The sequence below is a fragment of the Pseudomonas rustica genome (genome assembly GCF_018336155.1).
Taxonomy (GTDB): Bacteria; Pseudomonadota; Gammaproteobacteria; order Pseudomonadales; family Pseudomonadaceae; genus Aquipseudomonas; species Aquipseudomonas rustica.
The window spans coordinates 125,708-140,494 of record NZ_JAGYHF010000003.1 but is presented as its reverse complement, the minus strand read 5'-3'; the positions used below and the strand labels follow the sequence as shown (position 1 = coordinate 140,494).

Annotated in this window: 15 protein-coding genes; 4 read left to right on the top strand and 11 right to left on the bottom strand. The window is 57.5% G+C overall.

What is annotated here, in order from left to right; translation table 11 throughout:
• Positions 1-3: 3 nt before the first annotated feature.
• Positions 4-717 carry a DUF3108 domain-containing protein gene (locus KFS80_RS06270; RefSeq protein ID WP_212544263.1) on the top strand — a complete coding sequence of 238 codons (714 nt, stop codon included), beginning with the start codon at positions 4-6 and terminating at the stop codon, positions 715-717.
• Between the two features lie 167 nt (positions 718-884).
• Here the strand turns inward: KFS80_RS06270 and KFS80_RS06265 are convergent, their stop codons facing one another.
• Both KFS80_RS06265 and KFS80_RS06260 read right to left on the bottom strand, forming a co-directional pair.
• Positions 885-2,510 carry a methyl-accepting chemotaxis protein gene (locus tag KFS80_RS06265; RefSeq protein ID WP_212544262.1) on the bottom strand — a complete coding sequence of 542 codons (1,626 nt, stop codon included), beginning with the start codon at positions 2,508-2,510 and terminating at the stop codon, positions 885-887.
• A gap of 138 nt (positions 2,511-2,648) precedes the next feature.
• Positions 2,649-3,695, bottom strand: a complete 1,047-nt coding sequence (locus tag KFS80_RS06260; RefSeq protein ID WP_420851022.1) for an amidohydrolase family protein — start codon at positions 3,693-3,695, stop codon at positions 2,649-2,651.
• A gap of 130 nt (positions 3,696-3,825) precedes the next feature.
• Here KFS80_RS06260 and KFS80_RS06255 point away from each other — a divergent pair, with 130 nt between their 5' ends.
• Together KFS80_RS06255 and KFS80_RS06250 are read left to right on the top strand one after the other, a co-directional pair.
• Positions 3,826-4,242 carry an OsmC family protein gene (locus KFS80_RS06255; RefSeq protein ID WP_212544259.1) on the top strand — a complete coding sequence of 139 codons (417 nt, stop codon included), beginning with the start codon at positions 3,826-3,828 and terminating at the stop codon, positions 4,240-4,242.
• Positions 4,243-4,303: 61 nt separating this feature from the next.
• Entirely contained in the window at positions 4,304-5,176 is an 873-nt protein-coding gene (locus KFS80_RS06250; RefSeq protein WP_212544258.1) for a pirin family protein, read from the top strand.
• 84 nt (positions 5,177-5,260) lie between these two features.
• Here the strand turns inward: KFS80_RS06250 and KFS80_RS06245 are convergent, their stop codons facing one another.
• From KFS80_RS06245 to KFS80_RS06230, 4 genes are all read right to left on the bottom strand, one after another.
• The gene (locus KFS80_RS06245) at positions 5,261-5,989 is read right to left on the bottom strand and encodes a dienelactone hydrolase family protein (RefSeq protein WP_212544256.1); all 729 of its coding nucleotides are present in this window, start codon (positions 5,987-5,989) and stop codon (positions 5,261-5,263) included.
• 68 nt (positions 5,990-6,057) lie between these two features.
• Entirely contained in the window at positions 6,058-7,962 is a 1,905-nt protein-coding gene (gene htpG / locus KFS80_RS06240; protein ID WP_053118568.1) for a molecular chaperone HtpG, read from the bottom strand.
• An 82-nt stretch (positions 7,963-8,044) separates the two neighbouring features.
• Positions 8,045-8,497 carry a PaaI family thioesterase gene (locus tag KFS80_RS06235; RefSeq protein ID WP_053118509.1) on the bottom strand — a complete coding sequence of 151 codons (453 nt, stop codon included), beginning with the start codon at positions 8,495-8,497 and terminating at the stop codon, positions 8,045-8,047.
• Entirely contained in the window at positions 8,494-8,970 is a 477-nt protein-coding gene (locus KFS80_RS06230) for a PaaI family thioesterase (RefSeq protein ID WP_212544254.1), read from the bottom strand. Before KFS80_RS06230 ends, KFS80_RS06235 begins: the two co-directional genes overlap by 4 nt.
• A 158-nt stretch (positions 8,971-9,128) precedes the next feature.
• Between KFS80_RS06230 and KFS80_RS06225 the strand changes: the two genes are divergently transcribed.
• Positions 9,129-9,365, top strand: a complete 237-nt coding sequence (locus KFS80_RS06225; protein ID WP_053118505.1) for a hypothetical protein — start codon at positions 9,129-9,131, stop codon at positions 9,363-9,365.
• A gap of 76 nt (positions 9,366-9,441) precedes the next feature.
• On the opposite strand, the gene KFS80_RS06220 is transcribed toward KFS80_RS06225, so the two are convergent.
• From KFS80_RS06220 to sucC, 5 genes are all read right to left on the bottom strand, one after another.
• Positions 9,442-9,843 carry an MAPEG family protein gene (locus KFS80_RS06220; RefSeq protein WP_212544253.1) on the bottom strand — a complete coding sequence of 134 codons (402 nt, stop codon included), beginning with the start codon at positions 9,841-9,843 and terminating at the stop codon, positions 9,442-9,444.
• Positions 9,843-10,580: a DUF599 domain-containing protein gene (locus KFS80_RS06215; protein WP_159815062.1), complete on the bottom strand. Its 738-nt coding sequence runs from the start codon at positions 10,578-10,580 to the stop codon at positions 9,843-9,845. The genes KFS80_RS06220 and KFS80_RS06215 overlap by 1 nt, the downstream gene beginning before the upstream one ends.
• 256 nt (positions 10,581-10,836) lie before the next feature.
• Entirely contained in the window at positions 10,837-12,150 is a 1,314-nt protein-coding gene (brnQ, locus tag KFS80_RS06210; protein WP_159815063.1) for a branched-chain amino acid transport system II carrier protein, read from the bottom strand.
• A gap of 406 nt (positions 12,151-12,556) precedes the next feature.
• The gene (gene sucD, locus KFS80_RS06205; RefSeq protein ID WP_008082972.1) at positions 12,557-13,438 is read right to left on the bottom strand and encodes a succinate--CoA ligase subunit alpha; all 882 of its coding nucleotides are present in this window, start codon (positions 13,436-13,438) and stop codon (positions 12,557-12,559) included.
• Positions 13,438-14,604: an ADP-forming succinate--CoA ligase subunit beta gene (gene sucC / locus KFS80_RS06200; RefSeq protein WP_007919879.1), complete on the bottom strand. Its 1,167-nt coding sequence runs from the start codon at positions 14,602-14,604 to the stop codon at positions 13,438-13,440. The genes sucD and sucC overlap by 1 nt, the downstream gene beginning before the upstream one ends.
• Positions 14,605-14,787: the final 183 nt, after the last annotated feature.

Below are 14,787 nucleotides of genomic sequence, written 5' to 3'. Positions count from 1 at the left end.
TTTATGCGTCGCGCCCTGCTTCTCGCTTGCGCCTTGTTTGCCCTGCCCTTCGCACAGGCAGCAGACCTTCAACCGTTCTCCGCCAGCTATACCGCCGACTGGAAACAGCTGCCGATGAGCGGCACCGCCTCGCGCAGCCTGACCAAGGAAGCCAACGGCGTCTGGAAACTCAGCTTCAAGGCATCGATGATGATCGCCAGCCTGAGCGAAGAAAGCACCCTGACCCTGGACAAGGACACCTTGCTGCCACAGTCCTACCACTTCGAACGTGGCGGTCTGGGCAAAGCGAAAAAGGCTGACCTGGACTTCGACTGGGCCAATAAACTGGTGACCGGCACTGATCGCGGCGACGCCGTGAAGATTCCGCTGAACCGTGGCATGGTCGACAAATCCACCTACCAACTGGCGCTGCAGCACGACGTGGCTACCGGCAAGAAAAGCATGAGCTATCAGGTGGTTGATGATGGCGAGGTCGATACCTACGACTTCCGCGTGCTGGGTTCGGAGAAAGTCGAAACCAAGGCTGGCCAGATCGACGCGATCAAGGTCGAGCGCGTTCGCGATCCGACACAAAGCAAGCGCATCACCGTCCTGTGGTTCGCCAAGGATTGGGATTACCTGCTGGTTCGCCTGCAACAGGTTGAAACCGACGGCAAGGAGTACAACATCATGCTCCTCGACGGCACGGTCAACGGCAAAGCCGTTAAAGGCAGCTGATTCGACGCACGATGAAAGAGCCCCGCGAGATGCGGGGCTTTTTTTTGCTGGCAACTTGCGCCTCTGTAGGAGCTGCGGCACGCTGCGATCTTTTGATCCTGATCTTAAAAAATCAACATCAAAAGATCGCAGCCTCGTTTCACTCGACAACTCCTACAGGGGTAATTTCAGACAGAAAACTTCGCCACCATGCTGTTCAAATCCACCGCCAACCGCGACAACTCCTGACTCGCCGCACTCGTCTGATTCGCCCCTGCCGACGTCTGCATCGCCAGATCACGGATATTCATCAGATTACGATCCACCTCCCGCGCCACCGCCGCCTGCTCCTCCGACGCACTGGCGATGACCAGATTGCGTTCGTTGATCAGCGTAAACGCCGAGGCAATCTCCTCCAGCGCCACTCCGGCAGCTTTCGCCAGCTCCAGTGTCGAACGCGCCCGGACATTACTCTGGTGCATCGAATTAACCGCCGAATCGGTGCCCTGCTGAATCCCGCTGATCATCTGCTCGATCTCGTGCGTCGATTGCTGCGTGCGATGCGCCAGTGCGCGTACTTCATCCGCCACCACCGCAAACCCTCGCCCGGCATCACCGGCCCGCGCTGCTTCAATCGCGGCGTTCAGCGCGAGCAAATTGGTCTGCTCGGCAATCGAGCGAATCACGTCCAGCACCTTGCTGATGCCATGCACCTTGTCCGCCAGATTCTCGACCTGCGTGGCATTGTTGGTCACGTCTTCAGCGAGAAACTCAATCGACGACACGGTCTGCTGCACCTGTTCACGCCCATGCTGAGCAATGCGATCCGATTCACGCGAAGCTTCGGACGTCGCCACCGCATTGCTGGCAACCTCCTCAACCGCTGCCGTCATCTGATTCACCGCCGTCGCCGCCTGTTCGATTTCCAGACTCTGCTGATGCAACCCGCGAGTAGCGTCTTCCGTGACGCAGCTCAGCTCTTCCGAGGCCGAGGCGAGTTGGCTGGAGGATTCGGAAATTCGCCGGATCGTGTCGCGCAAGTTGTGCTGCATGCTTTGCAACGCTTGCAGCAGCCGCGCCGGTTCATCCTTGCCGCTGACAGTGATGTCGCCGGTCAGGTCGCCAGCAGCGACCACTTCCGCCACTCCAAGCGATTGCGCCAGCGGCAGCACGATGCTGCGTGTCAGCATCACCGCGAGACCGATGGTGATCAGCGCGGTAATGCCGATCATCACCCCGACCCACACCCGCGAATTGGTGAACACCAGCCGAGCGGCCTCGGTGGCGAGATTGGCGTTGTGCTTATTCAGCTCGACCAGCTCGCGCAGAATGACTGCGATTTCATCGGCCAATGGACTCATCTGGCCGTTGAGAATGCTCGCCGCCTCTTCCACGCGGTTCTGCGCGGACAGCTGCATCACCTGCGCCTGATATTCCAGGTATTTGTGTTCGGCTACCTTGAAGCGATCAAACAACACGCGCTCCTCAGGTAGAACGATCAAAACGTCATAGGTTTGCTGGGCTTCGCTGAGCACGCCGCGCAGCTCATTGAGCTTGGCGACGTTCTGCTCAAGCGCCTGCGGATCGCGATTGAGCAGCAGGCGCATGGTCAGCGCACGCAGGCGCAACATGTCCTGACTCATCTCGCCGACCGCCATCACACTGGGCAGCCAGTTGTTATCGACCTCGTCGGATTGCGCACGCATGTTCGCCATTTGCAGCAGGGCGAACGCCCCAAGGGCAAACACCATCAGCGCCAACAGGCCAAAACCCAGGCCAGCGCGCGGGGCAATATTGAGACTACGGATACTCATTGCTCTGGTTCCTTCCAAAAGCGCTGCATCAACCCTGCAGCTGGTTGCTTTAGAAGGTATCGGCCCTTTGCGAATTTGCGTAAGACGAAATGGTGATATCAAAACGCCTTAATACTTCGAACGCTTGGCAATAACGTTTCAGCGATCAATACCTGACTTGGGCGAAGTTTTCGGCAGGATCGCGAGGAAGTTATCCCGCGCGACTTTATGCGCGACCTCTGTAGGCAATGCGTCGAGGAACGGATTGAAGCTGTGCATTTCCTTACCCAGCTTGTTAAATCGACCTACGACGTCCGAGCCCAGCATGAAGCGTTCCGGGTAGCGCTCGACTAACGCCAGCCACTCTTTGCGCGGCTTGCCTTGCTCATCCAGCAGATACGGGGTGAGCATGCTCCACGAAAGGTCGATATACAGATTCGGATAGGCCTCCAGCATGCGCGTCAGCGTTGGCAGCAAGAAATCCATCTGCGTCTGATGCCGATGAATCTCGGCGCTGGTGCCGGCGTGCGCCCAGATAAATCGGGTGTGTGGGTGGTTGCGCAGCGGCTCTTCGACTTCCGACAGATAAAGCGGATTTTTCTCACGCTTGGAGGTGATGTTCGAGTGCAACATCACCGGCAAATCGTTCTCGGCGGCCAAGTGATAGATCTTGGTCATCGCCTCATTGTTGGCGCGCGGGGTGTCGCCGGAGGTCAGCGCTGTCAGGTCATCGTGGCGGGTAAACACTTCGCCAATGCCCTGCCACAGCCCCGGGTACAGATCGAGCATGCGCTGAATGTGCGCGGCGGAGTTCTTGTCGTTCGGATTGAAGCCGGAGAGGAACGGATGAAAGTACGGCCGCTGCTCAGCAGGCAGTTTTTGCACGGCATCGGCGACGATCACATCAGTGGCGCTGTACCAATAGGCATCGGCGTCATCACCGGCGTAATAGCGTGGACGTTTCGGTTCATCTTCGTGCCATTTCTTCGCCACCGGAATGCCGGAAATCATCACATGCTCGACGGAATTGTCTTTCATCGCTGTCAGCAATTTCGGCATGCCAGCGGTTTCCTGGAAAAAATCCACGTAATGCAGGTGCGCATCGCTGTAGGTGTAATCCCGCGCATGGGCGGCACCGGCAATCAGCAACAGGCTGGCAAGACTCAAACGAAACAAGGACACAAGTAATCTCCGGCAGGTAGGCACAGACTAGACCCCAGCGCAGCCACCGGGGTTCAGCCAGCCGGAAAGTGAAACGTTCAGCGGCGACAATGCTCTATAACTGCAAGATCCTTTTTTGATCGAAGTACATTTTCCCACCGATAGCGAGGTTCACATGACCATCACCGTCAATACCGTCTCTGCCGAAGGTTTCCGTCACTCCGTAAAAATCGATGATCTCGAATTGTTCACCGACGTCCCGGCTGCCGCCGGCGGTGAAGGCACGGCGCCAGAGCCGCACGATTATTTCGACGCCGCGCTGGGCGCCTGCAAAGCCCTGACCCTGAAAATGTACGCAAAAAAGAAAGACATCCCGCTGACCGGTGTGGGCGTCGACGTCAAACGCGACAATAGCGAAGAGCAAAAAGGCAAATACGTCCTGCACGTCACCCTCACCCTCAAAGGCGTGCTCACCGATACTCAGCGTGAAGAACTGCTGCGCGTCGCCGACCGCTGCCCGATTCACAAGCTGATGACCACCAGCGACGTCACCATCGAAACCCATGCGCCACAAGGCTTCGACAGCCAGTAATCCTCCTGATGCCAGCGGCGGGTTATGCTTCTGGCATCACCCGCTCAGCCTGGAATGCACCATGGACACGCAACCTCTGATCATCCGCCCGCGCGCCGAAGACGTCGAAGGCCAGCCGATTCTGCGCCCGTTGCCGTCAGCCAAATGCCGCAGCGTCGGGCCATTCGTGTTTTTTGACCACATGCTCGAAACGGTTTATCCGACGGGCAAAGGCATGAACATCCGACAGCACCCGCACATCGGTCTGTCGACCCTCACCTACTTGTTCCAGGGGCAGATCCAGCACAAGGACAGCCTCGGCTCCGACCAGGTGGTCAGCGCCGGCGATGTCAGTTGGATGACCGCCGGCAGCGCAATCGCTCACGTTGAGCGCACGCCGGAGCCGTTGTGGGAACAGAGTTTCACGATGCACGGCTTGCAGATCTGGCTGGCCTCGCCCAAGGATCACGAACAAGGCCCGGGGCATTACAGCCATCACCCAGCGGCGACGTTGCCGGTCAGCGATAACCTTGGCGTGCAGATTCGCATGATTGCCGGGTCAGGCTTTTGCCTGGAATCACCGGTGCCGGTGCTTTCTCCTACGTTGTATGCCGAAGTACAAATGCAAACGGCGACCACCCTGCTGATCCCGACCGAGCATGAAGAACGGGCGGTGTATGTGTTGAGTGGTGATGCGCAGTTGAACGGCGAAGCGATTGAGCCGCATGCGTTGGTGGTGTTGCCGGCGGGGGAAGAGATGAGTTTGTTTGCCGAGAGTGATGTGCACGCCGTGGTGTTTGGCGGCGCGCCACTGGACGGGCCTCGGCGGATCAACTGGAATTTTGTCGCGAGCGATCCGGCGGCGATCGATGAGGCACGGCGTAAATGGGCGGCCGGGGATTGGCCGACGGTGCCGGGGGAAGTTGAGCGGATTGAATTGCCGGCAGGCCGATAAAGCAAAAGATCGCAGCCTGCGGCAGCTCCTACATTGATCGCGTGTAGGAGCTGCCGCAGGCTGCGATCTTTTGATCTTGAAAAATCAGCCCTTGAACACTTCATCCAGCAAATCATGCATCGACTTGAACGCGCGCTTGGCCGTTTTCTCGTCGTACATCATCTTGCCCGGCACATTCGCATGCGGGTCAGTAAACGAGTGCACCGCACCGCCGTAGCTCAGCAACTGCCAATCGACATTCGCCGCGTTCATCTCATCTTCAAACGCCGGCAATTGCTCTTTCGGCACCAATGGATCAGAAGCACCGTGCAACACCAGCACCGAGCCCTTGATGTTCTGCGCATCCGCCGGGTTCGGCGAATCGAGCGTGCCATGGAACGACACCGCCGCTTTCACCGGCGCACCGGTGCGCGCCAGATCCAGTGCACAGCAACCGCCAAAGCAGAACCCGAACACCGCCAGTTTCGAGGTATCAACCGCCGCTTCGCCCTGCCTCTGCAACTGCTCGAACGCCGCCTGCATTCGCTTGCGCAGCAACGCACGGTCATCCTTCAACGGCATCATCGCCGCGCCAGCCTGATCAGCGTTCTGTGGACGCACGGCCTGACCATAGACGTCAGCAATCAACACCACGTAGCCCTTGGCCGCCACCGACTTGGCGATTTCTTCCGCGCCCGCGCTGACGCCCATCCAGTTCGGCGCCATCAACAAACCCGGACGCGCGCCTTTGTGCTCGGCGTCGAACGCCAGACGACCTTCATAAGGCTGGCCGTCAATCTGATAGACCACGGAACGTACTGTGACTTGGCTCATTTCTGACTCCTGATTTGCTAAACACCAGAATGAAAAAACCCGCCGAAGCGGGTTTTTCTACGACTCGGTTAAACCGACAGCTCAACTAGCAGCTTGTTCAGACGGCGCACATAAGCGGCCGGATCCTTCAAGCTGTCGCCGGCAGCCAGGGCTGCCTGATCGAAGAGGATGTGCGACAGGTCGCCAAAACGCTCTTCGCTCTGCTCGCCATCGAGTTTCTCGATCAGCGGGTGGCTTGGGTTGAATTCGAAGATCGGCTTCGAATCAGGCACTTTCTGCCCGCTGGCTTCGAGGATCTGACGCATTTGCAGACCCAGATCCTGCTCGCCGATGGCCAGAATGGCTGGCGAATCGGTCAGACGATGGGATACCCGGACTTCCGCCACGGAATCGCCCAGCGCGGTTTTCAGACGCTCAACCAGACCTTCTTTGGACTTGGCGACTTCTTCTGCAGCTTTCTTGTCCTCTTCCGAGTCCAGGTTGCCCAGATCGAGGTCACCGCGTGCCACGTCGACAAACGTCTTGCCGTCGAATTCGCTGAGGTAGCTCATCAGCCACTCGTCGATGCGGTCGGTCAGCAGCAACACTTCGATGCCTTTCTTGCGGAAGACTTCCAGGTGCGGGCTGTTCTTGACCTGCGCGTAGGTTTCGCCGGTGAGGTAGTAGATCTTGTCCTGACCTTCCTTGGCGCGGGCCAGGTAGTCAGCCAGACCGACGATCTGCTCGCCGTCGTCGCCGTTGGTCGATGCGAAACGCAGCAGACCGGCAATTTTCTCTTTGTTGGCGAAGTCTTCTGCCGGGCCTTCTTTCATGACCTGACCGAAGTTCTTCCAGAAGCCTTTGTACTGCTCAGGCTCGTTTTTCGCCAGTTTTTCCAGCATGTCCAGCACGCGCTTGGTCAGCGCGGTTTTCATCGAATCGATGATCGGGTCTTTCTGCAGGATCTCACGCGACACGTTCAGCGACAGGTCGTTGGAATCGACCACGCCTTTGATGAAGCGCAGGTACAGCGGCAGGAACGACTCGGCCTGATCCATGACAAACACGCGTTGCACGTACAACTTCAGGCCTTTCGGCGCTTCACGCTGGTACAGGTCGAACGGTGCGCGGGCCGGCACATACAACAGCGAGCTGTACTCAAGCTTGCCTTCGACTTTGTTGTGGCTCCAGGCCAGCGGGTTTTCAAAGTCGTGAGCGATGTGTTTGTAGAACTCCTGGTATTCCTCGTCCTTCACTTCAGTGCGAGGGCGAGTCCACAGGGCGCTGGCGCGGTTGACGGTTTCCCACTCGGCCGCTGGTGTTTCTTCACCTTCAGCAGGTGCCACTTCTTTCGGCAGCTCGATTGGCAGCGCGATGTGATCGGAGTACTTCTTGATGATGTTGCGCAGACGCCAGCCATCGGCGAATTCGTCTTCAGCAGCTTTGAGGTGCAGAACGATACGGGTGCCGCGCTCTGGCTTGTCGATGTTCGCAACTTCGAACTCGCCCTCGCCTTTCGACGACCAGTGCACGCCTTCGCTGGCTGGAGTGCCGGCGCGACGGGAGTAAACGTCAACCTGGTCGGCAACGATGAACGCGGAGTAGAAACCGACACCGAACTGACCGATCAGGTGCGAATCCTTCTTCTGATCGCCGGAAAGGTTTTTCATGAAATCGGCAGTGCCCGATTTGGCGATGGTACCCAGGTGGGTGATCACATCGTCACGGTTCATGCCGATACCGTTGTCTTCGAGGGTGACAGTCTTGGCGTCTTTGTCGAAGCTCACACGGATTTTCAGATCAGCGCCACCTTCGAGCAACTCTGGCTTGGCCAAGGCTTCGAAGCGCAGCTTGTCGACAGCGTCAGAGGCGTTCGAGATCAATTCGCGAAGGAAAATTTCCTTGTTGGAATACAGCGAATGGATCATGAGGTGCAGCAGTTGCTTCACCTCGGTCTGGAAGCCCAGGGTTTCCTTTTGAGTTTCCACACTCATGGTCATCAAACTCCAATCAGATGGCAGTGGCCGCGACCCGAAATGGTCGGCGGCGGGTTGTCTTGTGAGTTTGGGGCGCTGTTCAGGATTTCAAGGGCTCATCGATTTTGAAGTGCGCGCGAGCGGTGGCAATCGGCTCGCCTTCGGTGCTTTGCCACGCCGTGATCGCGACGTTGGCGACGCGACGCCCCTGCCGGCACACCTGACATTTGGCCCAGGTATCGCGAAATTGCCCGGCGCGCAGGTAATCGAGGGAAAAATCGATAATCTTCGGCACGCCTGGCGCTTCGGTGAAGATCAACAAGTGCAGCGCCGCAGCCAGTTCCATGAATCCGGCAATCACGCCGCCGTGGATCGCGGGCAGTAAAGGGTTACCAATGTTGTCCTTGTTCGCTGGCAGCTTGAACAGCAGTTCATCGCCGACCCGCGAACATTCGACGCCGATCAAACCCGCGTAGGGAATCAGCTTCAACAGTGGCGCGTAATCACCTTGAGCGTGAGCGAGTTGCAGTTGCTGTTTCAGATCATCGCTCATTGCCCTGCTCCCTTGATCACGCCGCCGAAGCCTTTGGTGCCTTTCAAACCCTTGCCCATGCGCATAAAAGTGCCGACGACGTGGGCGATGGGTTGTGCAGGATCGTCCTGATAGGCGAAACCGCGAGCAAAGATCACGTCAGTGGTCACCCGGTAGCACTGGGCGAAGCCATAGACGTCTTTGTTCGGTTCGGCGGCGTGCATATAGTCGATGCGCAAATCGAGGGTCGGGCAGACTTCGAATTCCGGCAACACGCACAATGTCGACATCCCGCAAGCGGTGTCCATCAACGAGGTGATTGCCCCGCCGTGAATCACCCCGGTCTGCGGATTTCCGACAATTTGTGAGCTGTAAGGCAGGATCACCGTAAGCCCTTCGCTGGAGGCTTCATGTACCCGCAAACCCAGTACCTGACAGTGTCTTAACGCTGAAAGAAATCGCGTCGCGCGCTCAAAAACGGGGTTTTCAGCCATATGATAATTACTCTCGTTAAAGCCATTGGCCAGTAGTAGCCAACAGGCCAAAAGTTCCGTGGCAAAACAAACTTATATATCTGAAACAAATGAGGAACTTAACCTGTAGCGCAAAGCTCTTAAGGCCAGTAGTTATTTTCCATAAGGAGAAACACCCCATGCGTAAGACTTTTGCTATTGCCTTGATGTTGACCGCTTCCCTCGGTCTCGCTGCCTGCGATAAAAAATCCGAGGACAAAGCTCAAGATGCCAACCAACATGCTGAACAAGCTCAGCAAGACATGAACAAAGCTCAGGATAAAGTGAACGACGCTGCGAAAGAAAACGCCGAAGCTGCCAAAGCTCAGGCTGAATCGAACGCTGCCGCGCAAGACGAAGCTGCTAAAAAGCAATAATCTGCTTTTTACCGCTGAAAAAGAAAACCCGCCTAGTGCGGGTTTTCTTTTGTCCGGGATTTAATGGTAATGGCGCTTAGAGCAAAAGGGTTCTAAAAGTCGGACTAATCATCAGCAGCAGCGAACACACTAAGCCAACGAACCAGACCAGGCTACGCAGCGCTGGCAGATCAGCCAGGTAGAACCACAAATAGGCGATGCGGGCGATGACGAAGATGATCGCCAATGTATCGATCAGCCATCCTACCGTTTGCGTGGTGTGCGCCATTAACACACCCACGGCAAATAACATGAACGCTTCGATACTGTTCTGATGCGCCGCCAGCGCCCTCGCGCCGTAACCAGTCAGTTGCGCCTGTTGTTGGCGCGGCAAGTGGTTGTTGTAACCGCCCTGCTCTTTCATCGCCTTGGCCACTGGCATACGCGCCACATAAATCAGCAAAGCGCTGATAAACACACACCAGAACGGAATACTCATCAAGCGGCCTCTTTGTTCGCCTCGGGAATGGGCGCCTCTGTAGGGGTATAGACCATTACGTCGAGAACGTCGGAATGAAACTCGCGACGGTACAAGACCAGCACCACGCCAGTGCTCAACAACATGAACAGCCACGGGCTGACGAACCACGCGAGCATGGTCATGCCGAAGTAGTAAGAACGCAGACCGAAGTTGAACTGGTTGGCCGCCATCGAAATTACCCGCGCCGCCCGTGCCGCGAACGCTTTACGCTCCTGTTCGGAGACATGACGCTCGCCGATCATCGGCGCCGAACCGACCAGCACCGCCGCGAAGTTGTACTGGCGCATGCACCAACTGAAGGTAAAGAAGGCGTAGACGAACACCATCGCCAGGCACAGCAATTTGATTTCCGACATGCCCTGCGACGCTTGCTGCACCATCGGGATGTCCGCCAGCAACGACACCGCCCGCTCGGAGGCGCCGAGCACGGTGAGAATACCGGCGAGGATGATCAGCGTGCTCGAGGCGAAAAACGAGGCGTTGCGCTCCAGATTGCCGATCACGCTGGCGTCGGCGATGCGGTTGTCACGCAAGAGCATGCGGCGCATCCAGTCTTCTCGGTACAAGTGCAGCACACTGGCCAGGCACGCGGTGTCGCGGCCCTTCCACGTGGCATAACGGGTATAACCGCCCCAGCAGATGACAAACCAGCACGCGGCGAGCAAGTGGATCAGATTGGCCTGGATGAACGACATTCGCTTTCCTGTGATGTTGATGCGGACCCATTGTGGGAGCGGGCTTGCTCGCGAAAGCGGTCTCTCAGATATCTAAATACTGAATGACACGGCGCATTCGCGAGCAAGCCCGCTCCCACCAAAAGCTGTGCAGTGCTTCGACGCTGCATCGGGGAAAAAGACACTGCCTGACGCCCATAAAAAATGCCCCGTATCGATTGATACGGGGCATTTCTGTTTAAGCGTTGAAGACCCGCTTATGGCGGGTCAGCCAACCTCAGGCAACCGCTTCGCTGCGCTTGCCAAGCAGGCGATCGCAAACCACTGCAACCACCAAAGTCATCACACACGGCACCAGCCACGCCAGACCTTGCTCGCTCAGCGGCAGGTGCGCCAGCTGCGTCGGCATCCAGTCAGCCAGACCAGCGCCTTTCAGTGCGTCGATGCTGCCGAACAGGAACGACACCAGCATCACCGGGCCGAGGATACGACCGTGTTCATGCCAGAAGTCTTTGCAGAAGCTCAGCGCCACCAACACGATGCACGGCGGGTAGATAGCAGTCAGCACCGGAATGGAGAACGCGATCAGCTTGGTCAGACCGAGGTTGGACACCAGCAGCGAAAACGCCGCGAGGATGATCACCAGGGTCTTGTACGACAGTGGCAGCACACGACTGAAGTACTCGGCACAGGCGCAGGTCAGACCTACTGCCGTCACCAGGCACGCCAGCGAGATCAGTACCGCGAGGAAACCGCTGCCCAGCGAACCGAAGGTGTGTTGCACGTAAGCGTGCAAGACCGCCGCGCCGTTGGTTGCACCGACGGCCACTTCATGGCTGCCGGAACCCAGACGGAACAGGCTGATGTAGACCAGCGCCAGACCGACACCGGCAATCAAACCGGCGATGATCGCGTAACGGGTGATCAACTTCGGCGACTCGACGCCACGGGAGCGGATCGCGTTGACGATGACGATGCCGAACACCAGCGCGCCGAGGGTATCCATGGTCAGGTAACCATTGATGAAGCCCTGGGAGAACGGTGCCGCGACGTATTCCGGCGTGCCGTGGCCGACGTCACCCGCCGGCAAGGCGAATGCAGCGATACCGAGCACGGCCAGCGCGATGATCTTCAGCGGCGCGAGGAAACGGCCCACGGTGTCCAGCAAACGGCCCGGGTAGAGCGAGATGAAGAACACCAGCAGGAAGTACACCGAGCTGTAGAGGAACAGCGCCAGCGGGCTTTCGCCGGTCAACGGCGCCAAACCGACTTCGAAGGACACGGTGGCGGTACGCGGAGTGGCAAACAGCGGGCCGACGGCCAGATAGCACGCAGCCGCAAGAATGCCGCCCGCGACTTTACCGATCGGGCTGCTCAGCGCGTCCATCGACCCACCGACCTTGGCCAGTGCAACGACGGTGATCACCGGCAAACCCACTGCGGTGATCAGAAAACCCAGCGCAGCCATCCAGACGTGAGGTCCGGCCTGCAGGCCAACGATAGGCGGGAAGATAATGTTGCCGGCCCCAACGAACAGGGCAAATGTCATAAAGCCAAGTGCCAGGATGTCCTGACCTTTCAAAACTTTCATTAAGGTAATACCACACTACTGAATCGGAATTTAGAGGGGGATTGCCCTGTGTAATTAGGGAAATGCTGTCGATCCGTATGGGACTGACCCTTAAAGCGCGTTGCATGCCTTGTGGGCGGCAGACGCAAAAATGGCTGCTAGCCTAACGAATTTGGCCTGCAAACGCACTGTTAGAGGGCGAACTATCCGATACGCGACGTTTCTGTGTCGCGTTTACGTATCTATTTTTCGTTGGTACGGCAACGATCAAAAGATCGCAGCCCTCGGCAGCTCCTACATGAGGATGAAAGTATTCCGATGTAGGAGCTGCCGAAGGCTGCGATCTTTTGATCTTCCAAGTTACAGAAACGACAAAGGCCACCCGAAGGTGGCCTTTGTTTGGTAAAGCGTCAGCTAAGCGCGAGGCTTACTTGACAGCCCAACCGGTCAGCTCGGCCAGGGCCTTGCCGATGTCTGCCAGCGAACGCACGGTTTTAACGCCTGCGTCTTGCAGTGCAGCGAATTTCTCGTCTGCAGTGCCTTTGCCGCCAGAGATGATTGCGCCAGCATGGCCCATGCGCTTGCCCGGAGGAGCAGTCACACCAGCGATGTAGGAAACAACCGGCTTGGTCACGTGTGCCTTGATGTAGGCAGCCGCTTCTTCTTCAGCCGAACCGCCGATCTCACCGATCATGACGATCGCTTCGGTCTTCGGGTCTTCCTGGAACAGCTTCAGGATGTCGATGAAGTTCGAACCCGGGATCGGGTCACCACCGATGCCGACGCAAGTCGACTGACCGAAACCGGCGTCAGTAGTCTGCTTGACAGCTTCGTAGGTCAGGGTGCCGGAACGCGAAACGATACCGACCTTGCCTGGCAAGTGAATGTGACCTGGCATGATGCCGATCTTGCACTCGCCCGGAGTGATAACGCCTGGGCAGTTAGGGCCGATCAGGACTACGCCCAGCTCGTCGCACTTAACTTTAGCGTCCAGCATGTCCAGGGTAGGAATGCCTTCGGTGATGCAAACGATCAGCTTGATGCCGCCGAATGCCGCTTCCAGGATCGAATCTTTGCAGAAAGGAGCCGGAACGTAGATCACGGAAGCGGTAGCGCCAGTGGCTTCTACTGCGTCTTTAACGGTGTTGAACACTGGCAGACCCAGGTGCTCGGTGCCGCCTTTGCCAGGAGTAACGCCACCAACCATCTTGGTGCCGTATTCGATGGCTTGCTGGGTGTGGAAACTACCTTGCGAACCGGTAATACCCTGGCAGATAACTTTGGTGTCTTTATTGATCAGGACGCTCATTATTTGCCCTCCGCAGCTTTGACAACTTGTTGAGCAGCGTCGGTCAGGCTGGTAGCAGCGATGATGTTCAAACCGCTTTCTGCCAGTACTTTAGCGCCCAGCTCAGCGTTGTTACCTTCAAGGCGAACAACAACCGGGATTTTCACGCCGACTTCTTTCACAGCGCCGATGATGCCTTCGGCAATCATGTCGCAGCGAACGATGCCGCCGAAGATGTTGACCAGTACTGCAGCGACGTTGGTGTCGGACAGGATGATCTTGAACGCTTCAGTTACGCGTTCTTTGGTAGCGCCACCACCTACGTCGAGGAAGTTGGCTGGCTTGCCGCCATGCAGGTTGACGATGTCCATGGTACCCATGGCCAGGCCAGCACCGTTGACCATGCAGCCGATGTTGCCTTCCAGTGCTACGTAGTTCAGTTCGAACTTGGCAGCGTGCGCTTCGCGCGGATCGTCTTGCGACGGATCGTGGAAAGTCTTCAGCTTAGGCTGACGGTACATTGCGTTGGCGTCGATGTTGATCTTGGCGTCCAGGCAGTGCAGATCGCCGTCAGCCTTGATCACCAGCGGGTTCACTTCCAGCAGAGCCAGGTCGTGATCCTTGAACAGCTTGGCCAGACCTACGAAGATCTTGGCGAACTGAGCAACCTGCTTGCCTTCCAGACCCAGCTGGAATGCCAGCTCGCGACCCTGGAATGGCTGAGCGCCAACCAGTGGATCGATAGTGGCTTTCAGAATTTTTTCTGGAGTGTCGTGAGCGATTTTCTCGATGTCCACGCCACCTTCGGTGGAAGCCATGAACACGATGCGACGGCTCGAACGGTCAACGACAGCGCCCAGGTACAGCTCTTTAGCGATATCAGTGCACGATTCAACCAGGATCTTGGTGACTGGCTGGCCATTGGCGTCAGTCTGGTAAGTCACCAGACGCTTGCCCAGCCACTGCTGTGCGAAGGCTTTGGCGTCTTCTTTGCTGCGAACCAGCTTAACGCCGCCCGCTTTACCGCGACCACCAGCGTGGACCTGGGCTTTAACAACCCACTCACTGCCGCCGATTTTGTCGCAAGCTTCTGCTGCTGCTTCCGGGGTGTCTACTGCGTAACCAGTGGAAACTGGCAGGCCGTATTCAGCGAACAGCTGCTTACCCTGATACTCGTGAAGATTCATGCTTTTTACCGTCTTCGTTAGGTACTGCGCATTCGGCGCTGCGCTCGTATGAGTGCCGCGCCACCTGTGACTGCTGCTTGCGTAGCCTTTCCGGATACCCGGTGCAACTACGCAAGACTGCGTCCAGCGGACATTCCGCGGTGAGACTTGCTCGCAAGGCTCACGACGGGCCGTTACCGCCGT

What these genes read in the sequence shown, in the direction of transcription:
- KFS80_RS06270 (WP_212544263.1), top strand. Translation starts at nt 4, where the DNA reads ATGCGTCGCGCCCTGCTTCTCGCTTGCGCCTTGTTTGCCCTGCCCTTC.
- KFS80_RS06265 (WP_212544262.1), bottom strand. Translation starts at nt 2,510, where the DNA reads ATGAGTATCCGTAGTCTCAATATTGCCCCGCGCGCTGGCCTGGGTTTT.
- KFS80_RS06255 (WP_212544259.1), top strand. Translation starts at nt 3,826, where the DNA reads ATGACCATCACCGTCAATACCGTCTCTGCCGAAGGTTTCCGTCACTCC.
- KFS80_RS06250 (WP_212544258.1), top strand. Translation starts at nt 4,304, where the DNA reads ATGGACACGCAACCTCTGATCATCCGCCCGCGCGCCGAAGACGTCGAA.
- KFS80_RS06245 (WP_212544256.1), bottom strand. Translation starts at nt 5,989, where the DNA reads ATGAGCCAAGTCACAGTACGTTCCGTGGTCTATCAGATTGACGGCCAG.
- htpG (WP_053118568.1), bottom strand. Translation starts at nt 7,962, where the DNA reads ATGAGTGTGGAAACTCAAAAGGAAACCCTGGGCTTCCAGACCGAGGTG.
- KFS80_RS06235 (WP_053118509.1), bottom strand. Translation starts at nt 8,497, where the DNA reads ATGAGCGATGATCTGAAACAGCAACTGCAACTCGCTCACGCTCAAGGT.
- KFS80_RS06230 (WP_212544254.1), bottom strand. Translation starts at nt 8,970, where the DNA reads ATGGCTGAAAACCCCGTTTTTGAGCGCGCGACGCGATTTCTTTCAGCG.
- KFS80_RS06225 (WP_053118505.1), top strand. Translation starts at nt 9,129, where the DNA reads ATGCGTAAGACTTTTGCTATTGCCTTGATGTTGACCGCTTCCCTCGGT.
- KFS80_RS06220 (WP_212544253.1), bottom strand. Translation starts at nt 9,843, where the DNA reads ATGAGTATTCCGTTCTGGTGTGTGTTTATCAGCGCTTTGCTGATTTAT.
- KFS80_RS06215 (WP_159815062.1), bottom strand. Translation starts at nt 10,580, where the DNA reads ATGTCGTTCATCCAGGCCAATCTGATCCACTTGCTCGCCGCGTGCTGG.
- brnQ (WP_159815063.1), bottom strand. Translation starts at nt 12,150, where the DNA reads ATGAAAGTTTTGAAAGGTCAGGACATCCTGGCACTTGGCTTTATGACA.
- sucD (WP_008082972.1), bottom strand. Translation starts at nt 13,438, where the DNA reads ATGAGCGTCCTGATCAATAAAGACACCAAAGTTATCTGCCAGGGTATT.
- sucC (WP_007919879.1), bottom strand. Translation starts at nt 14,604, where the DNA reads ATGAATCTTCACGAGTATCAGGGTAAGCAGCTGTTCGCTGAATACGGC.